Raw genomic sequence first — 16,268 nt, forward strand, 5'->3', positions numbered from 1 at the left:
GCCGACGCCCGCGCCCGGATGGAGCATCGCCCACCAGATCGCCCACCGCCGCCGACGGGACCCCCGCGAACACGCCCGAGGCCTCGCGCCTGTCCCAGGCCGTCGGCGCGCAGGGGAGCGGCGCCTTCGCCGACGTGTACGGCACCCACGTCACGGACCGGCCCGCGGGCCGGGTCGCGCTGTGCGTGACCGACCTGGACCGGGGCCGCCTGCTGCTGGAGGCCGCCCGGCAGGCGGACCCCGCGGTCGACCCTGGACGCGCGGACCTCTACCTGAGCCGCTACTCCCACCGCGCGCTCACGGCCGCCGTGGACCGGCTCACCGCCGACCAGGGCCGGCCGGCCTTCCCGCTGTACACCTTCTCGCCCGCCCCGGACGCCTCCGGGGTCCTGGTGACGAGCACCGAGCAGGGGGCGGCCTCGAAGGAGCTGAAGGCCCGCCTGGAGCAGATCACGGGCGGCGTCCCGGTGACGGTGGAGCGGGGCGACCCCGCGGTCCCGCCCATGGGCGACACGTCGCACGAGCCGGCGGACTCCGCGGCCCCGGTCGCTCCCTGAGCCGCCCCGCCGCCCCGTCGTCCGGCGGCAGCACCGGGCGCTCGCTACGCCGTCCCGTCGGACGGCCGGCCGCTCGTCCGGTCGTCCGACGGCAGCGCGTCCTCCGGGTCGAAGGCCCCGTCCAGGGTCTTCATCAGCCGGTCCCGCTCCACCTCGTCCAGCGGGACGGGCCTCACGTCCGAGGCCTGCGCCAGCCTGCGGAAGCCGCCCCGGCGGGAGAGCCGGCCGCTGACCCGGACCGGCAGTCCGGCCAGGTGGGCGTGGACCGCCGTCCGGTACCCCTCCTCGTCGAGGGCGGCCCGAACGTACGGGACCTCCGCGCCCGCCAGCACCCGCAGCCGGACCGTGCCCCCGTCGCCCGCCGCCGAGCTCCGCATCCGGATGACGGCCCCGGTGAGCCGTACGGAGACGGCCGGCTCCTCCCGGGTGTAGCGGGCGGCGGCCTCCCTCAGCACAGGCAGGTCCCCCGGCGAGAACTCCACCGGCTCGGGCCGCGCCGCGCACCCGGCCGGCACCCCGGCCGCCGGCGCCCAGGCCAGCGCCACGCGGGCCCCTTCCGAGCCCCGGACGAGGGCGATCAGCGCCTCGGCGAGCTCCCGGCTGACCCCTGCGGCGACGGCGGCGTCGAAGGCCTCCATGCCGCCGGTCGCCCGCCGGTAGTCCACCGCCTCCCGCGCCGCGTGCAGCGCGTGGTGCAGCCGCGTCACCGCCCCGCGGCCGCCGTCCACGGGGACGTACGCGGCGAGCCTGCGCCCGCCCGGGGCCGGCCCCACCAGCACCCGGTCCAGGAACCGTTCGGCCTGGGCGCGGTGCCGGGCGCCGTAGTACCCGGCGCGGGCGCGGTCGGCGAGGGCCCCGGCCAGCAGCAGCCGGCGGGCGGCCGAGCGCAGCCGCTCCTGCACCGGCCAGGCGGCCTCGCCCTGGGGCCCGTACGGCCGCCCCTGCGGGACCTCCCGCTCCCAGCGGACCTCGTCGCTGGGCACGCTCAGCCCGAACAGCACCTCCCGCGCGGAGGGCACCCCGCTGCGGGAGAGCGCGGTCAGCGCCTCCTCCAGCAGGTCGGCGCAGTCGGGGAAGGTGCGGTTCTCGGGGACGAGCAGGCTGGTGCCGGCCCGGTCCGGCGGGGTCCACCGCCCGTAGCGGCCCGCGGCGCCGCCGCGCCGCAGCCAGCCGTGCCGGTGCAGCAGGGCCCCGAGGACCTGCGGGTCGACCTGGCCGGGATCGGGGGTGCCCGGGGCGGGTGCGGGGCGCGGCAGCGGTTCGAGGTGCGGCGGATGCCGGTCCATCAGGGTGTCCCTCCCGACCCGACGCGGGTCATGATCTCGCACAGCGCCCGGTCGTCGAAGATCCGCTCGGTGGGGATCCGTACCGTGGTGCGGCGCCGGCCGGTCACGGGGTGCCCGGCGAGGTTGGTCCAGTAGCAGCAGTGCCGCAGGTCGAGCCGGTCGTGGCCGGCGCTCAGCCAGTGCTCCCGCTCCCGCGGTACGAGCATCACCACGAGGATCTTGTGGACGGCGACCGGCGTCCGCGCCAGCTTCACCAGGTGCTCGTTGTCGAGGGTGAAGCCGAAGGTGGCCCCGGTGGGGCGGGCCGGTATCTGGTAAGTCGCCTTCAGCTGCACCTTGATGGTCACCTCGTCGTCGACGACGTGCTGGGGCGCCCCGTGACTGACGTGCCAGTCGATGCCGTTGTCCGGGAAGGGCTGGGAGAGGGAGCAGCCGGCCGCGGCCGCGACGGCGTGCAGGTAGCCCACCTGGAGGGTCTCCATGCAGGCGGTGGTGGCGAGTGTGCCGCGCAGCGGTCCGGTCGGCGGATCGCCCTGTCCGTGCAGCACCCCGCCCGGTTCGGGCTGCGTGAGCGCCATGGCCGGCTCCCCATGCCTTCGGGATCTGCCGTGAACGGGTGGGAGGGTGACGACCGGTCATCAGTGCGACCCCCCAGGGGATTTGTCTCCGCAGCCGGGTACGCGCAAACGGCGTACGGGGCAAACAGCCCGGGTATCACGGATTCGGCGGGGATGGCGCGTTCCCGGGCTGAGGTGCCCGGAGCGGCCCATCTGCCGACCGGGGACGAGGAGTTCGCGATGACACGCTGGTACGAGGGGCCGCTGGCCGCATTCGACACGGAGACCACCGGGGTGGACGTCGAGCAGGACCGGATCGTGTCCGCCGCGCTCGTCGTGCAGGAGTGTGCGGGCGGCCGGGTCCGCACCACCCGCTGGCTGGTCAATCCCGGCATCCCGGTGCCGCGGGGCGCCACGGACGTGCACGGCCTGACCGACGAGCACCTCCAGCGCAACGGCCGGTGGCCTGCGCCGGTGGTGGAGGAGATAGCCCGCGCGCTGGGCGAGCAGCAGATGGCGGGGCGGCCGGTGGTGGTGATGAACGCACCGTTCGATCTGACGCTGCTGGACCGGGAGTTGCGCCGGCACCGGGCCTCGACGCTGGCCCGGTACCTGGACGACAGGCCGCTGACGGTGCTGGATCCGCGGGTGCTGGACAAGCACCTGGACCGCTACCGCAAGGGCCGCCGTACGCTCACGGACCTGTGCGCGCACTACGGGATAGAGCTGGAGGGGGCCCACGACGCCTCGGCGGACGCGCAGGCCGCGCTGGAGCTCGTACGGGCGGTCGGGCGCCGTTTCGCGGGGCGGCTGGAGCGGCTGACGCCGGCCGAACTGCACGCGCTCCAGGCGGTGTGGCACGCGGCACAGGCGCGGGGGCTGCAGGCCTGGTTCGCCCGGCAGGGCACTCCGGAGGCGGTGGACCCGCACTGGCCGCTGCGTCCGGAACTGCCGCAGGCCGCCTGAGACACCGGCCGTGGAATGCGGAAGGCCGGTCCGTCATCAGACGGACCGGCCTGTCCCGGTGGGCGATACTGGGATCGAACCAGTGACCCCTTCGGTGTGAACGAAGTGCTCTCCCGCTGAGCTAATCGCCCGGGAACGCACTGAACAATACAAGAGCCTCCGGGCCGGATCAAACCGCTCCCGGCGCAGCGCTCAGCCGGGCCCGCAGGGCGCGCCGCCCGGCCCGCATCATGAGCGCGTGGTTGAGCCGGAACAGCGGCCGCCCGGCGAGGGCGAACCGCCGCAGCAGGGCGGCCCGTACCTCGACCTCCTGCTCGTACACCGCCCGTGTGCCCACGGCGCCGGCCGCGCCCCCGGGGCGCACGGTCCACCGCGCCCAGCCCTCGACGTCCCCGCGCAGCGCCGCCTCGAGGACGCCGTGCGCGGGATCGCGGAGCAGTTCGGTGAGGGTGACGTGGAGGCCGTACGGGAGGACCGAGCGGATCACGACGGCCCCGGTGTCGGCGTCGAGCCGCTCGGCCCTGCGGACCTGGGGCCACCAGTCGGGGTAGCGGCCGGGGTCGGCCAGCAGGGTGTAGACGAGCGCGGGCGGGGCGTCGAGGTCCCACACGCTGCGGAAGCGGTAGTGCGTCCAGCGGTGCATGCCTCCAGTCTGGCGCGCCGGACGCCGGTCCGGGGGCGGTTCTAGCAGCGGGACGGGGAGGTACTCAGGGCGATCTGAGTACGCCCGCCCATGTCCTGATGGCGTGACGGGCGCCACACTCCGTGCATGGACTCCCCCCTGCCGCCGGCCCACGAGCTGGCGCTCATCGACGGCGAGCTGGCCCAACTGGACGCCAGGCGCATGTACTTGCTGGCCCGCCGGGACTGGTTGCTGCGCTTCCTCGCCCAGCCGGTGCCGCAGGCCGTGCCGCAGGCCGTGCCGCGGCCCGCCCAGGTGCAGGCGCCGAAGCCGGGCGCCCAGAACGTCCTGCTGACGCTGGGTGCGGTGCTGCTGGCGGTGGCGGCGCTGGCGTTCACCCTGCTGAGCTGGGGCTCGCTGGGCATCGGCGGGCGTTCGGCGGTGCTGGCGGTGCTGACCGGGGCGGCGCTGGCGGCGCCCGTCGCGCTGCTGCGGCGCGGGCTGCGCTCGACGGCCGAGGCGGTCGCCGGGGTGGGGCTGCTGCTGACGGTGCTCGACGCGTACGCGGTGCACGCGGTGGGGCTGTCCGGCACTGACGGGCTGCGGTACGCGGCCTGTGCGTCGGCGGTGCTGGCGGGTCTGTGGGCCGGGTACGGGACGGCCCTGGGCGGGCTGCGGCTGCCGCTGCCCGCCGCGGTGGGGGCGGCGCAGCTGCCGTTGCCGCTGGCGGCGGCCGTCGCGGGGGCGGACCCGGTGTGGGCCGGCGCGGCGCTGCTGGCGACGGCGGCGCTGGACGCGGCCCTGGCCGCGGGCGTGGCGCGCCGGGCGGTCCGGGTGCCCGCCTGGGTGTGCGCGGGGGTGCTGGGCGGGACGGCGCTGGCGGTGGGGCTGACGCTGTCCCTGGCGCGGCCCGGGGCGGCCGGTCCGGCGCTGCTGCTGGCGGCGGGGGGCCTGCTGGGCGTGGCGGTGGCCTGGCGCGAGCCGCGGGCTGCGGCGGCCGCGGTGGCGGGGGGCCTTGCGGCGGTGTCGGCGGCGGGGGCGCTCGTCCCGGTCGGGGCGGGCTCCGTGTGGTGGGCGGTGGCGGCGCGGGTGGCGGCGGCGCTCGCGCTGTCGGCCGCGGCGGTACGGGCGGGCGCGGTCCCGGAGCAGGTGCGGCGCGGGCTGCTGCGGGCCGGGGCGGGCGTGGCCGCCGCGGGGGCCCTGGCGGGGCTGGCGGCGGTGGCGGTGGTCCTGGCGTCCCGGGCCGGGGTGCTGCGCGAGGTGTGGGCCGCGACGACCCCGCACCAGGACGGGCCGGGGCCGGCGCTCACGGTGACCCTGCTGGCGGCGGCGGGGGCGCTGTGGCTGCCGGGCGGGGTGCTGCCGCGCCCGGTCGCGGGGGCGGCGGCGGTGGGGTGCGCCTGGGCCGGGCTGTTCGTGGCGCCGGTGCTGCCGGGCCTGGCGCCGGCGGCGGTCTTCGCCGCGCAGCTCGCGGTGACGGCGGCGGCCGGGGCGGCGGCGCTGCGCGCTCCGGCGCGGGCCCTCGCGTTCACCGCCGGAGGGTGCGCCGCGGCCGGGGCCCTGGTCGTGTCCCTGGCGGCCCTGGACGGCCGTACGGCGACCTTCGCGGTGTTCGGGCTGCTGGGCGTCGGCTGCGCGCTGGGAGCCGCCCACAGGGCCGCTGCGGCGCCGGTGCGGGCGGGCTGCGCGGTGGGCGCCGTCGGGTACGCGGCGGCGACCGTGGTGGCGCTGGGCGCGGCGGCGGGCCTGGCCTGGCCCTGGCGGGCGGTGGCGGTGCTGGCCGTCCCGGCGGTGGTGGCGGCCCTCGCGCCCCGGCTGGGCCCGGTGCGGGTCGCGGCGGAGGGGGCGGCAGCCGGGGCGGGGGCCCTGGCCGTGGTGCTCGCGGCCGGGGACGCGCCCGTGCTGGCGCTGGTCCTCGCGCTGGCCGGGGTGCTGTGCGCGGGGGCGGCGCTGCGGCCGGAGCGGCGGGCGCTGGGCGGGGTCGCGGGGGCGCTGTTCGTGGCGGCGGCGTGGGCACGGCTGGCGGCGTCGGGGGTGGCGGTGGTGGAGGCTTACACCCTGCCGGTGTCGGTGCTGGCGCTGGCGGTGGGCGTGCTGCGCCGCCGCCGGGATCCGCGGGCCTCGTCCTGGGTCTCGTACGGGCCGGGGCTGGGGGCGACCCTGTTGCCGAGCCTGGTGGCCGTCTGGAGCGACCCGTACTGGCCGCGCCCGCTGCTGCTGGGGGCGGGGGCGCTGGCGGTGACCCTGGCGGGCGCCCACCGCCGGCTCCGGGCGCCGCTGCTGCTGGGCGGGGCGACCCTCGCGGCGGTGGCCCTGCACGAGCTGGCCCCGTACGTGGTCCAGGTGGCCGGGCTGCTGCCGCGGTGGGTGCCGCCGGCGCTGGCGGGCCTGCTGCTGCTGGCGGTGGGGGCGACGTACGAGAAGCGGCTGCGCCAGGCGCGCCGGCTGCGGGAGGCGCTCGGGCGGCTGCGCTGAGCCGGCCGGGGGGTACGACAGAGGCCCGGAGACTCTTCCGAGTCTCCGGGCCTCTGCTCCGGGTGGGCGATACTGGGTTCGAACCAGTGACCCCTTCGGTGTGAACGAAGTGCTCTCCCACTGAGCTAATCGCCCGGACGCACCGCAAACATTACCGCATGTCAGCGGTGCTCCGTGACCAGCGGCGGCCGGTCACTGGTCCTTGAGGTTCCACGGCATCGTGAAGCCGTACTTCCACAGGTAGAACCCGATCAGCGCAGCCGCTATGGCGAGGCCGACGCTGGTGAGGATGATGTTGCGGCGCCGGACCTTCGGGTCGAGCGCCTTGTGCGCGGCCTCGGAGACCTTGCGCTTGGTCCAGCGCAGGGCGAGGGACGCCCAGGCGAACTCGGTGGCCCAGATCGCCAGGCCGGCGAAGATCGCGACCCAGCCGGGGCCGGGCAGGACGAGCATCGCGACGCCCGCGCCGATGACGGCGAGGCCGACGACGAAGACGCCGACCTGCCAGCTCAGGTGAAGGCTGCGGTTGGCCTTGATGAAGGCCGGCGCCTTCGACTCGTGCGGCGGGGCCTCTTCGGAGGCCGGCTCGCCACTGGCGGACTCATTGGTTCCGCGGTCACTCCCCGTATTCATGGGGTCGAATCTACCGGAGCCGGAAGCACACGTGAATGCTGGTTTGGATCCGCCGTACGAGGGACCCAGAGGTCCGCAAAACGGTCAGAGGGGTTTACAACGGCACCGTAGGTGGCATGTCGATTTCGCCGACGTGCGAATCCCCGAGCGCACACTGAGCGAAAGGCCCTGGCGCTTATGAACACCACGGTCAGCTGCGAGCTGCACCTGCGCCTCGTTGTGTCGAGCGAGTCCTCACTGCCTGTTCCCGCGGGCCTGCGGTATGACACGGCCGACCCCTACGCCGTGCACGCCACCTTCCACACCGGCGCCGAGGAAACGGTCGAATGGGTGTTCGCCCGCGACCTCCTCGCGGAGGGCCTCCACCGGCCCACCGGTACCGGCGACGTCCGCGTCTGGCCGTCCCGCAGCCACGGTCAGGGCGTCGTCTGCATCGCCCTGAGCTCACCGGAGGGAGAAGCGCTGCTCGAAGCACCCGCCCGAGCCCTCGAGTCGTTCCTCAAGCGGACGGACGCCGCGGTCCCACCCGGGACCGAGCACCGGCACTTCGACCTCGACAAGGAGCTCTCCCACATCCTGGCCGAAAGCTGAACCAGGATCCCAGCCCGCCACCGTCCGACTCGGGGCGACGGTGCGGAACGGACAACCACATACGGCAGTACCGGCGCTGTCCTCGCGGAAGCCACCCGCGGGGGCGGCGCCGGTGCGCTCGGGCCCCTTCCCGGCGGTAAGCGCTATTGTCGGCCCCCACGGCGGCAGCGGCCCGCCGCCGCCAGGCCCGGCCCCCAGGGAGCGACCCCGTGCAGATCCCCCACGACACCCGTCGCGCGCTCGACGTCGTCGTCGCGCTGGTGAACACCGCGGCCGAGCCGGACCAGCCCGACGGGCTCTCCGACATCGGGGCCCTGCGCGCCTTCGTCGAGGAGTACGCGATCAGCGACGTCGGCGAGCTGGGCGCCCGCGACCTCGCCGGGGTGCGCACGGTCCGGGGCAAGTTCGCCCAGGTCTTCGCGGCACCGAACTCCCGTGCGGCGGCCGCGCTGATCAACGAGCTGGTGGCCACGGCCGGCACCACCCCGCGGCTGACCGACCACGACGGCTACGACTGGCACGTGCACTACTTCGCCCCCGGCGCCTCGGTGGGCGACCACCTGGCGGCGGACGGCGGCATGGCGCTCGCCTTCATCGTCGTCTCCGGCGAGCAGGAGCGGCTGCGCCGCTGCGAGGCCCCGGACTGCCGGCGGGCCTTCGTGGACCTGTCCCGCAACCGCTCCCGCCGCTACTGCGACAGCCGGACCTGCGGGAACCGGCTGCACGTGGCCGCGTACCGGGCCCGCCGCAAGGAGGCGGACGCCCACGGGGAGGGCTCAGAGCAGATAGAGGTCGTGCAGGGCGGCCAGCAGCAGCAGGGTGCCGATCACCGCTAGGAAGATCATCAGGGGCGGCTGGGACAGCGCGAAGAGGCAGCCGCGCCCTTCGGCCGCGTCCGGCGCCACGGGGGCGGCACAGGCCTGTGGAGCGTGCGGGGCCACGGGGGCCGTGGCGGTCGTGCCGGTCGTGCCGGTCGTGGAAGCCAGAGTGGCGGCGGCGGCCCGGGCGATGGGGGCCTCGGAGGCGGGAGCCTGCGGCTCACCCTGCGATGTGTCGAGCATGTCGGGGCGATGATGGCGCAGCCCCACCCCTTTGCGCCCCCAACACGCCATAACGGACGCGGCAGTTCGCCTTCTCTCGTCAGTTCAGGTGGTTTACCGCGGCTTCTCCCCCGCGCCCGGCCCCGCATCGGGTACGAGGACCCGCCGCCGGGCGGGCCCCCCGGTCGGCCGTGTGTCGGTCGCGGGCCCGCAGGGCGGGGTGCGGCACGGTGGGCGCGGTGGGCGGCCGTCCGCGCGCGACGGCCCCGGGCGCACGCGTGAGGGGTTCGCATGACCGACCAGGGCACCTTCCCGACCAGCCGCCGGACCCTCCTGCTGACCGCCGGATCCGCCGGGATCGCCGCGCTCACCGCGGCCTGCGCCCACCCCGCCGCCCCCGGCAGGGCCGCGCCCGCTCCGTCGGGCGGCGCCATCCCGGACTGCGTCCTGGCCGTGCGGTCGGGAGCGGGCCCGAACTACGTCGGCCGGGGCCGGACCCGCTCGGACGTCACCGAGGGCCGCGAGGGCGTGCCGCTGCGGCTGGAGCTCACGGTGGTGCGCGCGGCGGACGGCTGCCGGCCGCTCGCGGGCGCCGCCGTCGACATCTGGCAGGCCGACGCCGCGGGCGTGTACTCGCAGGGCCGGGAGAGCTACCTGCGCGGGGTCCAGGTCACCGACGGCTCCGGCCGCTGCGCCTTCACCACGATCGTGCCGGGCTGGTACGCCGGACTGGCACCGCACATCCACTTCAAGGTCCGCCCCGACGGGCGCACCGAAACGACCTCGCAGTTCTTCCTGCCCGACGCCTTCCTGCGGGAGGTGTACGGCCGCCAGCCCTACGCACGCCGCAAGGCGCCCCGCGACCCCAACGCCCACGACGACCGCTACCGGGCCGCGGGCGGCCGGATGACCCTCACCCCCGTCCGGGCCGGCACCGGCTACCGCGCGGCGTTCACCGTGGGGCTCGCCTAGGGGTGTCGTCCGGGCCCGCCGTTCAGATGCCGTGCTTCTTGAGGATGGCCTCGATGTCGGAGAAGTCGTCCGCCGGAGCGGCCGCGGCGTCCTGACGCCGTCCGCCGCCGAGGGAGGGGGCCGAGGCGCCGGGGGCGACGGCGTCACGGGCGGGCGCTCCCGCGGCCGCCTTCGGCGCCCGGGGGGCCCTGCCCGGGCTCCTGCGCTCCACGGCCCGGGTGGTCATGAAGAGCACCCAGGCCAGGCCCAGCAGGCCGAAGCCGATCCAGACGGCCGGCTTGAAGACCATCCCGGACACCCACTCCACGACGCCGGTCAGCACCAGGCCCACCGGCACCAGCGCGTACGCCGCGATCCGCGTGGCGGCGAGGAAGCGCTTGCGGTACGCGGTCAGCGCGGCGATGCCCAGGCCCGCCGCGGACACCGCGGAACATATGGTCTCGGCCAGCATGCGGTCCTCCGGCTGTCGGCGGTGGTCGGTCCGTCCCTTCCATCCTGCACCGGCCGCCGCCGCGGCGGCCACGGCCGCGGGCCCGTCCGCGCCGATCTCCGGGACATCTCGGGGTCGGATCTCCTCCCCAGGGGGTCTGGGAGACTGTTCGCATGACCGATTCCGTGATCCTCGATGTCTGGTGCGAACTCCAGTGCCCGGACTGCCACAGCGCCCTGGACGACGTGCGGGCCCTGCGGGCCCGCTACGGCGACCGGCTGGACATCCGGCTGCGGCACTTCCCGCTGGAGAAGCACAAGCACGCCTTCGCCGCCGCACAGGCCGCCGAGGAGGCGGCGGAGCAGGGGCAGGGCTGGCCGTACGCGGAGGCCGTCCTGGCCCGCACCGGCGAGCTGGGCGAGCGCGGCGAGGCGGTCCTGCTGGACGTGGCGCGTGAACTCGGCCTGGACGTCGAGGAGTTCGACACCGCCCTGATCGACGGGCGGCACATCCTGATCGTGGACGCCGACCAGGCCGAGGGCAAGGCCATCGGCGTGACCGGCACCCCCACGTACGTGATCGACGGGGAGCGCCTGGACGGCGGCAAGAGCCAGGAGGGCCTGCGCGCCCGCATCGAGGAGATCGCGGACCGGCTGCTCGCGGGCGGGCCCGCCTAGGGGGTGCCCGGGGCCGCTCCGATCACGGCGGGGCCTGGCGGGCCGGGCACCAGGCGCTTCACGGTCGGCCTCCAGCGCTGACTGGCCCCGCCCGGCGGGCAGTCCTGGAGCGCTAGATCAGGTCCTTGGCGTAGTTCAGCCGGGTGGGCCGGTAGCCGAGGGACTCGTACAGGCGCAGGGCGGGGGTGTTGGCGGTGAACACGTGCAGCGCCAGCGTCCGGTGGCCCCCGGCGAGTGCCGTGCGCTCCGCGAGCAGCATCAGGTCGCGGCCGTGGCCGCGGCCGCGGTGCTCCTCGGCGACGGCGACGTCGTAGACGTACGCGCCCTCCCCGGCCGCCGCCAGCCAGAGGTGGCCGACGGGCGTGCCGGCCGCCTCCAGGACGGTGAAGGTGACCCCCGGGGTGGCGGGGCCCTGGGGCAGCTGCGCGTCGTGGTCGGCCTCGGCCTTGGCCCGCGCGGCCTCCTCCGGCATCCCGCGGGCGGCCCAGCTCGCCGCGTAGCCGGCGCGGGCCCGTACGTTCCAGGCCTCGTACTCGGCCGGGGTCATGGGCCGGCCCCGGACCCCCTCGGAGAGGGCGGGAGGGGCGGCGGGCAGCTCCTTGGCCAGGTCGCGGCTGTACTCGGCGTACCCGAGGGCCGCGGCGAGCCGCAGTCCGCCCGCCGAGCCGGCCGGGACCGAGATCCGGACCCGGCGGCAGCCCCAGCCGCGCAGCACCTCCTCGGCCGCGAGGGCGGCGACCGTGGCGCGGCCGCGGCGCCGGTCCGGCTCGTCGACGGCCAGGTCGCGGATCTCCCCCACCGTCGGCCCGAAGGGCGTGTCGGCGGCGATCAGCAGCGCTCCGACGCGCCGGCTGTTGACGCGGACCTCGTACGGGCGCGAGCGCGCGCCGGATTCGCTCTGCTGAAGCGGGCCGCTCGGCCGCAGGGTGGTGGTCACCGTCGAGTTCTACCCGCCCGGCGCCGCCGTGACCACGGGCCGGGGGCTCAGGGGTCGATGTCGGACGCGGCGCGCTCGTCGAAGACGCGCATGGCCTTGGCGGTGACGGGGCCGGGCGCGGCGGCCAGGACGCGGCCGTCGACGCGGTGCACGGCCTGTACGTCGCGCAGGGTGGAGGTCAGGAAGACCTCCTCCGCGTGCTCCAGGGCGTCGAAGGGCAGGTCAGTCTCCTTCGCGCCGGTCCATTCGACGGCCAGCGCGCGGGTGATGCCCGCCAGGCAGCCCGACGCCACGGGCGGGGTGTGCAGTTCCCCGCCGAGGACGACGAAGACGTTGGAGCCGGTGCCCTCGCAGAGCTGCCCGACGGTGTTGGCGAAGAGGGCCTCGGAGGCTCCCGCCCGGTTGGCCCGGGCCAGGGCGACCACGTTCTCGGCGTAGGAGGTGGTCTTGAGGCCGGTCAGCGGGGAGCGCTCGTTGCGGACCCAGGGGACGGTGATCACCGCGGTGGTGTCGGGGCGGCGGGTGGTCTCGCCGACGGCGACGACCAGGGTGGGCCCGGTGTCGCCCCGGTCGGAGCCGAGCGGGGACTCCCCGCCGGTGTAGGTGATCCGCAGCCGGCCGAGCGGCATCGGGTTGGCCTCCAGTACGGCGGCGCAGGCGCGGCGCACCTCGTCGAGGTCGGGGTCCGGCAGGCCGAGGCCGCGGGCCGAGCGGGTGAGCCGCTCCAGGTGCCGGGTGAGGGCGAAGACCGTCCCGTCCTGGGCCTTGAGCGTCTCGAAGACCCCGTCGCCCACGGTCAGGCCGTGGTCCAGTACGGACACCTTCGCGTCCTCGGCGTCGCGCAGCGTGCCGTCGAGCCAGATCCTCACCGTACGGTTCCTCCACTCAGGTCGTGCGTCTCGTGTGCGGCCGGCGCCGCCGAGCCGGGTATGGGGCCGCCGGAGGCCAGCGCGACCAGCCTGGCGGCCTTCAGCTCGGTCTCCGCCCACTCCCGTTCCGGGTCGGAGCCCCAGGTGATGCCGGCGCCGGTGCCGAAGCTGAGGCGGGGGCCGCCGGGGGCCTCGCGGTCGATCCAGAAGGTGCGGATGCCGACGGCGAGGGCGGCGGTGCCCCGGTCGGCGTCGACCCAGCCGATGCCCCCACAGTAGGGGCCGCGGGGGGCGGTCTCCAGCTCTTCGATGATCCGCAGGGCGGAGGACTTGGGGGCGCCGGTGACGGAGCCGGGCGGGAAGGTCGCCGCGAGCAGCTCGGGCCAGCCGGTGGTGTCGGCGAGCTCGCCGCTGACCGTGGAGACGAGGTGCACCAGGCCGGGGTGTTCCTCGACGGCGCACAGCTGGGGCACGGTGACGGACCCGGTGGCGCAGACGCGGCCGAGGTCGTTGCGTACGAGGTCCACGATCATCACGTTCTCGGCGTGGTCCTTGGGCAGCAGGTCGGCGGCGGTGCGGCCGGTGCCCTTGATCGGGCCGGACTCGACGTGGCGGCCCGCGCGGCTGAGGAAGAGCTCCGGGGAGGCGGTGGCGATCTCGACGCCGTGCGCCGGGAGCCGGATCGTTCCTGCGTAGGGGGCGGGGTTGCCCCGCGCGAGGAGCGCGGTCAGGGCGTCCACGTCGGCCGCGGCCGCGTCGGGCAGGGGCGCGGACATCACCCGGCAGAGGTTGGCCTGGTAGACCTCCCCCGCCGCGATGTACTCGCGTATCCGGCGCACGCCCGCCACGTACGCGGCGCGGTCGAGCGAGGAGGACCACTGGCCGGCGGCCGGCCCGCGCCAGGCCCCGGTGACGGGCGCCGGCACGGGGTCGGGGCGTACGTCGCCGAAGCGCGCGCAGACCAGCCGGCCTTCGAAGTCCGCGGCCACCGCCCAGAACCCGGTGGAGTCGAGGGCGGAGGGGTCACTGGTGACGTCTCGGAGGTCGGTCGCGAGGAGGCCGCCGAAGCGGGCCAGGGGAGGCAGGTCGTGCACGGCTGCGAGTCTATGACCGGTGGCGGGATGGCGCCGGTGAGGTGACCGCCGGGTGACCGCTGGTGATCGGGCGGCAGCACGCTGCGGAAACGCGTTTTTGAGCTGGCCCGGGAATCCGCTAGAGTTCAACACGTCGCCAGGGAGCGAAGGGGGAGAACCCCGGAGCGAACACGGTGACACTGCGGACGTAGCTCAGTTGGTAGAGCACCACCTTGCCAAGGTGGATGTCGCGAGTTCGAGTCTCGTCGTCCGCTCTGAGTGGGGGATCTTCCCGAGAACCCCTGCACACTCCGAGGTGGAGTGGCCGAGAGGCGAGGCAACGGCCTGCAAAGCCGTCTACACGGGTTCAAATCCCGTCTCCACCTCCAAGGACGATTAGCTCAGCGGGAGAGCGCTTCCCTGACACGGAAGAGGTCACTGGTTCAATCCCAGTATCGTCCACCGGTCCGCAAGGACCCCCGCGCGATTAGCTCAGCGGGAGAGCGCTTCCCTGACACGGAAGAGGTCACTGGTTCAATCCCAGTATCGCGCACGCAGCACCTGCACCACTTGCCTGACCTGCGGTTCTCTACCGCAGCCCGCGCGATTAGCTCAGCGGGAGAGCGCTTCCCTGACACGGAAGAGGTCACTGGTTCAATCCCAGTATCGCGCACCGCACCGGAAGCCCCGGCCGTCGAGACGGCCGGGGCTTTCGCGTTCCCGTACGTCTCACGGGGCGGCAGTGGTGCCAGGGGGTCATGGGGCGTGAGAAAGGGTGCTGCCCGTCCGACTCCCCAGTCGTACGGGCAGCACCCTTCACCTGCCGTCCGTCGCGCCCCCGTCCCCACGGGGTACGACAGGCCGATGTCCCGGCCCGGACCGCTCTTCCGGGCCCGGGGCGCCGCTCAGCGCCCCAGCATCACGCCCACGGACGACGCCTGTGCCGCCACCTGATCGAAGCCTCCGAAGAGGAAGAGCAGGAGGGCGGCCAGGGGGAGCACCATGGCCGCGGCCACCAGTGGGTGGCGCGTGCCGGACTCATGGCCGTTGAACGCGAATGCCTTGCGTCCCTGCCGTGCGATGCCCGCCATGGTCCTCTCCCTGTCGTCTGCAGCGGCGGGCTCGTGACCTCGGGGGACGAGTGCGCCACCCGCCGCTTGTCTTCAACACTAGGCGCCGGAACGGCTCCTGGCCTCATGCCCTCGTACCCCTTGGCGGGCCTCCAGGAGGATGACGAGGCCGGTCTCCGCCTACTCCCCTGGGTGGAGATCCCTCCCCCGTGATGGGGGTCTTCCCGGAGGGGATGACCGGAGGGTAGTGACTTCGCTCACTTCCGTCACTCCCCGCACACGCGTGTCTGCGCGCGGGGTGTTGGCGGTCTCGGCCGCCCGGGCCGGCCCGCCCCCTGCGGGGGAAGCCGCCCGGCGGTGCGGCGCGGGCGCCAATCCCCTTGGGCGGAGGGGTGTTTGGGACGGCCGGCCGGGGGCAGGCGGGGGGCGGGTGCGGGAGCTGTCACACCCTCAAGTGACTTGCCCGTACTGACAATCGAATCCCCTGACGAGGGCGCGGCCTCTGAGCACTCGTGCCGGATGGTCCGTAAGCTGTGCCAGGTCAACAGGACGACCGGTCAGCGGGGTGGACATGGCGATGATGCGGCTCCGGCGCGAGGACCCGCGTGTCGTCGGCTCGTTCAGACTGCACCGGCGGCTCGGCGCCGGCGGCATGGGCGTGGTCTACCTCGGGTCCGACCGGCGCGGCCAGCGCGTGGCCCTCAAGGTGATCCGGCCGGACCTGGCCGAGGACCAGGAGTTCCGCTCGCGCTTCGCGCGCGAGGTGTCCGCCGCCCGCCGGATCCGCGGCGGCTGCACGGCGCGGCTGGTGGCCGCCGATCTGGACGCCGAGCGGCCCTGGTTCGCCACCCAGTACGTGCCCGGCCCCTCGCTGCACGACAAGGTCGCCGAGGAAGGCCCCCTGACGGCCGCGCAGATCGCCGCGATCGGCGCCGCGCTCTCCGAGGGCCTGGTCGCCGTGCACGAGGCGGGAGTGGTCCACCGGGACCTGAAGCCCTCGAACATCCTGCTCTCCCCCAAAGGCCCCCGCATCATCGACTTCGGCATCGCCTGGGCCACGGGGGCCAGCACCCTCACCCACGTCGGCACCGCCGTCGGCTCCCCCGGCTTCCTCGCGCCCGAGCAGGTGCGCGGCGCCGCCGTCACCCCGGCCACGGACGTGTTCGCGCTCGGCGCCACCCTCGCCTACGCGGCGACCGCCGACTCGCCGTTCGGGCACGGCAGTTCCGAGGTCATGCTGTACCGCGTGGTGCACGAGGAGCCGCATCTGGTCGGGGTGCCGGACGCCCTCGCGCCGCTGGTCCGGGCGTGCCTGGCCAAGGATCCCGAGGAACGGCCGACCACGCTCCAGCTGTCGATGCGGCTCAAGGAGATCGCCGCCCGCGAAGCGCAGGGCCTGGGCGACGGGCGCCCGCCGGCGCAGCGGGCCCGCGTCGAGCGGCCCGCCGCCCGGCCCGCCGAGCGGGGCCCGGGCCAGGCGGACCGGAGCACGGAGCGCCGTACGGGCGGCGCC

At 75.5% G+C, this 16,268-nt stretch carries 18 protein-coding genes and 7 tRNA genes; 13 read left to right on the forward strand and 12 right to left on the reverse strand.

Going from position 1 to position 16,268, the window contains the following annotated elements:
• The coding region (locus AB0D45_RS32795; protein WP_362465942.1) for a hypothetical protein at nucleotides 1–557 on the forward strand (557 nt) is incomplete at its 5' end.
• 44 nt (nucleotides 558–601) lie between these two features.
• Here the strand turns inward: AB0D45_RS32795 and AB0D45_RS32800 are convergent.
• Both AB0D45_RS32800 and AB0D45_RS32805 read right to left on the reverse strand, forming a co-directional pair.
• Complete coding sequence (locus tag AB0D45_RS32800; protein ID WP_362465945.1) at nucleotides 602–1,843, reverse strand: hypothetical protein; 1,242 nt, start codon at nucleotides 1,841–1,843, stop codon at nucleotides 602–604.
• Entirely contained in the window at nucleotides 1,843–2,421 is a 579-nt protein-coding gene (locus AB0D45_RS32805) for a DUF4365 domain-containing protein (protein ID WP_362465948.1), read from the reverse strand. The genes AB0D45_RS32800 and AB0D45_RS32805 overlap by 1 nt, the downstream gene beginning before the upstream one ends.
• A gap of 219 nt (nucleotides 2,422–2,640) precedes the next feature.
• Between AB0D45_RS32805 and AB0D45_RS32810 the strand changes: the two genes are divergently transcribed.
• A complete protein-coding gene (locus AB0D45_RS32810; protein ID WP_361611095.1) occupies nucleotides 2,641–3,366 on the forward strand; it encodes a 3'-5' exonuclease in 726 nt (241 codons plus the stop codon).
• 59 nt (nucleotides 3,367–3,425) lie between these two features.
• Here the strand turns inward: AB0D45_RS32810 and AB0D45_RS32815 are convergent.
• Nucleotides 3,426–3,497: transfer RNA gene (locus AB0D45_RS32815), tRNA-Val, on the reverse strand.
• Between the two features lie 38 nt (nucleotides 3,498–3,535).
• Nucleotides 3,536–4,009, reverse strand: a complete 474-nt coding sequence (locus AB0D45_RS32820; protein ID WP_362465951.1) for an SRPBCC family protein — start codon at nucleotides 4,007–4,009, stop codon at nucleotides 3,536–3,538.
• A 126-nt stretch (nucleotides 4,010–4,135) separates the two neighbouring features.
• Between AB0D45_RS32820 and AB0D45_RS32825 the strand changes: the two genes are divergently transcribed.
• Nucleotides 4,136–6,463, forward strand: a complete 2,328-nt coding sequence (locus tag AB0D45_RS32825; protein ID WP_362465954.1) for a hypothetical protein — start codon at nucleotides 4,136–4,138, stop codon at nucleotides 6,461–6,463.
• Between the two features lie 63 nt (nucleotides 6,464–6,526).
• Here the strand turns inward: AB0D45_RS32825 and AB0D45_RS32830 are convergent.
• A tRNA-Val gene (locus AB0D45_RS32830) sits at nucleotides 6,527–6,598 on the reverse strand.
• A 57-nt stretch (nucleotides 6,599–6,655) separates the two neighbouring features.
• Nucleotides 6,656–7,096, reverse strand: a complete 441-nt coding sequence (locus AB0D45_RS32835; protein WP_361609909.1) for a TIGR02611 family protein — start codon at nucleotides 7,094–7,096, stop codon at nucleotides 6,656–6,658.
• Between the two features lie 177 nt (nucleotides 7,097–7,273).
• Between AB0D45_RS32835 and AB0D45_RS32840 the strand changes: the two genes are divergently transcribed.
• Nucleotides 7,274–7,687, forward strand: coding sequence for an SsgA family sporulation/cell division regulator (locus AB0D45_RS32840; protein ID WP_030011909.1), 414 nt, complete (start codon nucleotides 7,274–7,276; stop codon nucleotides 7,685–7,687).
• Nucleotides 7,688–7,896: 209 nt separating this feature from the next.
• Entirely contained in the window at nucleotides 7,897–8,523 is a 627-nt protein-coding gene (locus AB0D45_RS32845; protein WP_361609910.1) for a CGNR zinc finger domain-containing protein, read from the forward strand.
• Here the strand turns inward: AB0D45_RS32845 and AB0D45_RS32850 are convergent.
• A complete protein-coding gene (locus AB0D45_RS32850) occupies nucleotides 8,464–8,748 on the reverse strand; it encodes a hypothetical protein (RefSeq protein WP_361609917.1) in 285 nt (94 codons plus the stop codon). The genes AB0D45_RS32845 and AB0D45_RS32850 overlap by 60 nt on opposite strands.
• A gap of 270 nt (nucleotides 8,749–9,018) precedes the next feature.
• On the opposite strand from AB0D45_RS32850, the gene AB0D45_RS32855 reads away from it, so the two are divergent.
• Nucleotides 9,019–9,699: an intradiol ring-cleavage dioxygenase gene (locus AB0D45_RS32855; RefSeq protein ID WP_362465958.1), complete on the forward strand. Its 681-nt coding sequence runs from the start codon at nucleotides 9,019–9,021 to the stop codon at nucleotides 9,697–9,699.
• Nucleotides 9,700–9,721: 22 nt separating this feature from the next.
• Here AB0D45_RS32855 and AB0D45_RS32860 read toward each other — a convergent pair whose 3' ends face one another.
• Nucleotides 9,722–10,150 carry a hypothetical protein gene (locus tag AB0D45_RS32860; RefSeq protein ID WP_362465960.1) on the reverse strand — a complete coding sequence of 143 codons (429 nt, stop codon included), beginning with the start codon at nucleotides 10,148–10,150 and terminating at the stop codon, nucleotides 9,722–9,724.
• Between the two features lie 152 nt (nucleotides 10,151–10,302).
• Here AB0D45_RS32860 and AB0D45_RS32865 point away from each other — a divergent pair, with 152 nt between their 5' ends.
• Nucleotides 10,303–10,806 (forward strand): DsbA family protein, encoded by a 504-nt coding sequence (locus AB0D45_RS32865; RefSeq protein ID WP_362465963.1) that lies wholly within the window; start codon nucleotides 10,303–10,305, stop codon nucleotides 10,804–10,806.
• Nucleotides 10,807–10,918: 112 nt separating this feature from the next.
• Here AB0D45_RS32865 and AB0D45_RS32870 read toward each other — a convergent pair whose 3' ends face one another.
• From AB0D45_RS32870 to AB0D45_RS32880, 3 genes are read right to left on the reverse strand one after another with little or no spacing between them, the layout of a single operon-like run.
• Entirely contained in the window at nucleotides 10,919–11,743 is an 825-nt protein-coding gene (locus tag AB0D45_RS32870) for a GNAT family N-acetyltransferase (RefSeq protein WP_361609914.1), read from the reverse strand.
• Nucleotides 11,744–11,790: 47 nt separating this feature from the next.
• Nucleotides 11,791–12,612 carry an aminodeoxychorismate lyase gene (locus AB0D45_RS32875; protein ID WP_362465966.1) on the reverse strand — a complete coding sequence of 274 codons (822 nt, stop codon included), beginning with the start codon at nucleotides 12,610–12,612 and terminating at the stop codon, nucleotides 11,791–11,793.
• Nucleotides 12,609–13,706, reverse strand: coding sequence for a chorismate-binding protein (locus AB0D45_RS32880; RefSeq protein ID WP_362465968.1), 1,098 nt, complete (start codon nucleotides 13,704–13,706; stop codon nucleotides 12,609–12,611). The genes AB0D45_RS32875 and AB0D45_RS32880 overlap by 4 nt, the downstream gene beginning before the upstream one ends.
• 181 nt (nucleotides 13,707–13,887) lie before the next feature.
• Between AB0D45_RS32880 and AB0D45_RS32885 the strand changes: the two genes are divergently transcribed.
• The 5 genes from AB0D45_RS32885 to AB0D45_RS32905 all read left to right on the forward strand — a co-directional run bounded on the left by AB0D45_RS32885 (nucleotide 13,888) and on the right by AB0D45_RS32905 (nucleotide 14,358).
• Nucleotides 13,888–13,960, forward strand: a tRNA-Gly gene (locus tag AB0D45_RS32885).
• A 40-nt stretch (nucleotides 13,961–14,000) separates the two neighbouring features.
• Nucleotides 14,001–14,074: transfer RNA gene (locus AB0D45_RS32890), tRNA-Cys, on the forward strand.
• 1 nt (nucleotide 14,075) lies between these two features.
• A tRNA-Val gene (locus AB0D45_RS32895) sits at nucleotides 14,076–14,147 on the forward strand.
• A 19-nt stretch (nucleotides 14,148–14,166) separates the two neighbouring features.
• Nucleotides 14,167–14,238, forward strand: a tRNA-Val gene (locus tag AB0D45_RS32900).
• A 48-nt stretch (nucleotides 14,239–14,286) separates the two neighbouring features.
• Nucleotides 14,287–14,358 (forward strand) — tRNA-Val (locus tag AB0D45_RS32905).
• Between the two features lie 232 nt (nucleotides 14,359–14,590).
• Here the strand turns inward: AB0D45_RS32905 and AB0D45_RS32910 are convergent.
• Complete coding sequence (locus tag AB0D45_RS32910) at nucleotides 14,591–14,776, reverse strand: hypothetical protein (protein ID WP_361611717.1); 186 nt, start codon at nucleotides 14,774–14,776, stop codon at nucleotides 14,591–14,593.
• Between the two features lie 550 nt (nucleotides 14,777–15,326).
• On the opposite strand from AB0D45_RS32910, the gene AB0D45_RS32915 reads away from it, so the two are divergent.
• Nucleotides 15,327–16,268 (forward strand): serine/threonine-protein kinase (locus AB0D45_RS32915; RefSeq protein ID WP_362465972.1); only part of this gene is annotated, 942 nt, incomplete at its 3' end.

Origin of the sequence: Streptomyces sp. NPDC048352 (assembly GCF_040651895.1) — a bacterium.
In the GTDB taxonomy this organism is placed as follows: domain Bacteria; phylum Actinomycetota; class Actinomycetes; order Streptomycetales; family Streptomycetaceae; genus Streptomyces.

Bases quoted from the DNA above. Each gene is read 5' to 3' on its own strand.
- AB0D45_RS32800 (WP_362465945.1), bottom strand. From the start codon at position 1,843: ATGGACCGGCATCCGCCGCACCTCGAACCGCTGCCGCGCCCCGCACCC.
- AB0D45_RS32805 (WP_362465948.1), bottom strand. From the start codon at position 2,421: ATGGCGCTCACGCAGCCCGAACCGGGCGGGGTGCTGCACGGACAGGGC.
- AB0D45_RS32810 (WP_361611095.1), top strand. From the start codon at position 2,641: ATGACACGCTGGTACGAGGGGCCGCTGGCCGCATTCGACACGGAGACC.
- AB0D45_RS32820 (WP_362465951.1), bottom strand. From the start codon at position 4,009: ATGCACCGCTGGACGCACTACCGCTTCCGCAGCGTGTGGGACCTCGAC.
- AB0D45_RS32825 (WP_362465954.1), top strand. From the start codon at position 4,136: ATGGACTCCCCCCTGCCGCCGGCCCACGAGCTGGCGCTCATCGACGGC.
- AB0D45_RS32835 (WP_361609909.1), bottom strand. From the start codon at position 7,096: ATGAATACGGGGAGTGACCGCGGAACCAATGAGTCCGCCAGTGGCGAG.
- AB0D45_RS32840 (WP_030011909.1), top strand. From the start codon at position 7,274: ATGAACACCACGGTCAGCTGCGAGCTGCACCTGCGCCTCGTTGTGTCG.
- AB0D45_RS32850 (WP_361609917.1), bottom strand. From the start codon at position 8,748: ATGCTCGACACATCGCAGGGTGAGCCGCAGGCTCCCGCCTCCGAGGCC.
- AB0D45_RS32855 (WP_362465958.1), top strand. From the start codon at position 9,019: ATGACCGACCAGGGCACCTTCCCGACCAGCCGCCGGACCCTCCTGCTG.
- AB0D45_RS32860 (WP_362465960.1), bottom strand. From the start codon at position 10,150: ATGCTGGCCGAGACCATATGTTCCGCGGTGTCCGCGGCGGGCCTGGGC.
- AB0D45_RS32865 (WP_362465963.1), top strand. From the start codon at position 10,303: ATGACCGATTCCGTGATCCTCGATGTCTGGTGCGAACTCCAGTGCCCG.
- AB0D45_RS32910 (WP_361611717.1), bottom strand. From the start codon at position 14,776: ATGGCGGGCATCGCACGGCAGGGACGCAAGGCATTCGCGTTCAACGGC.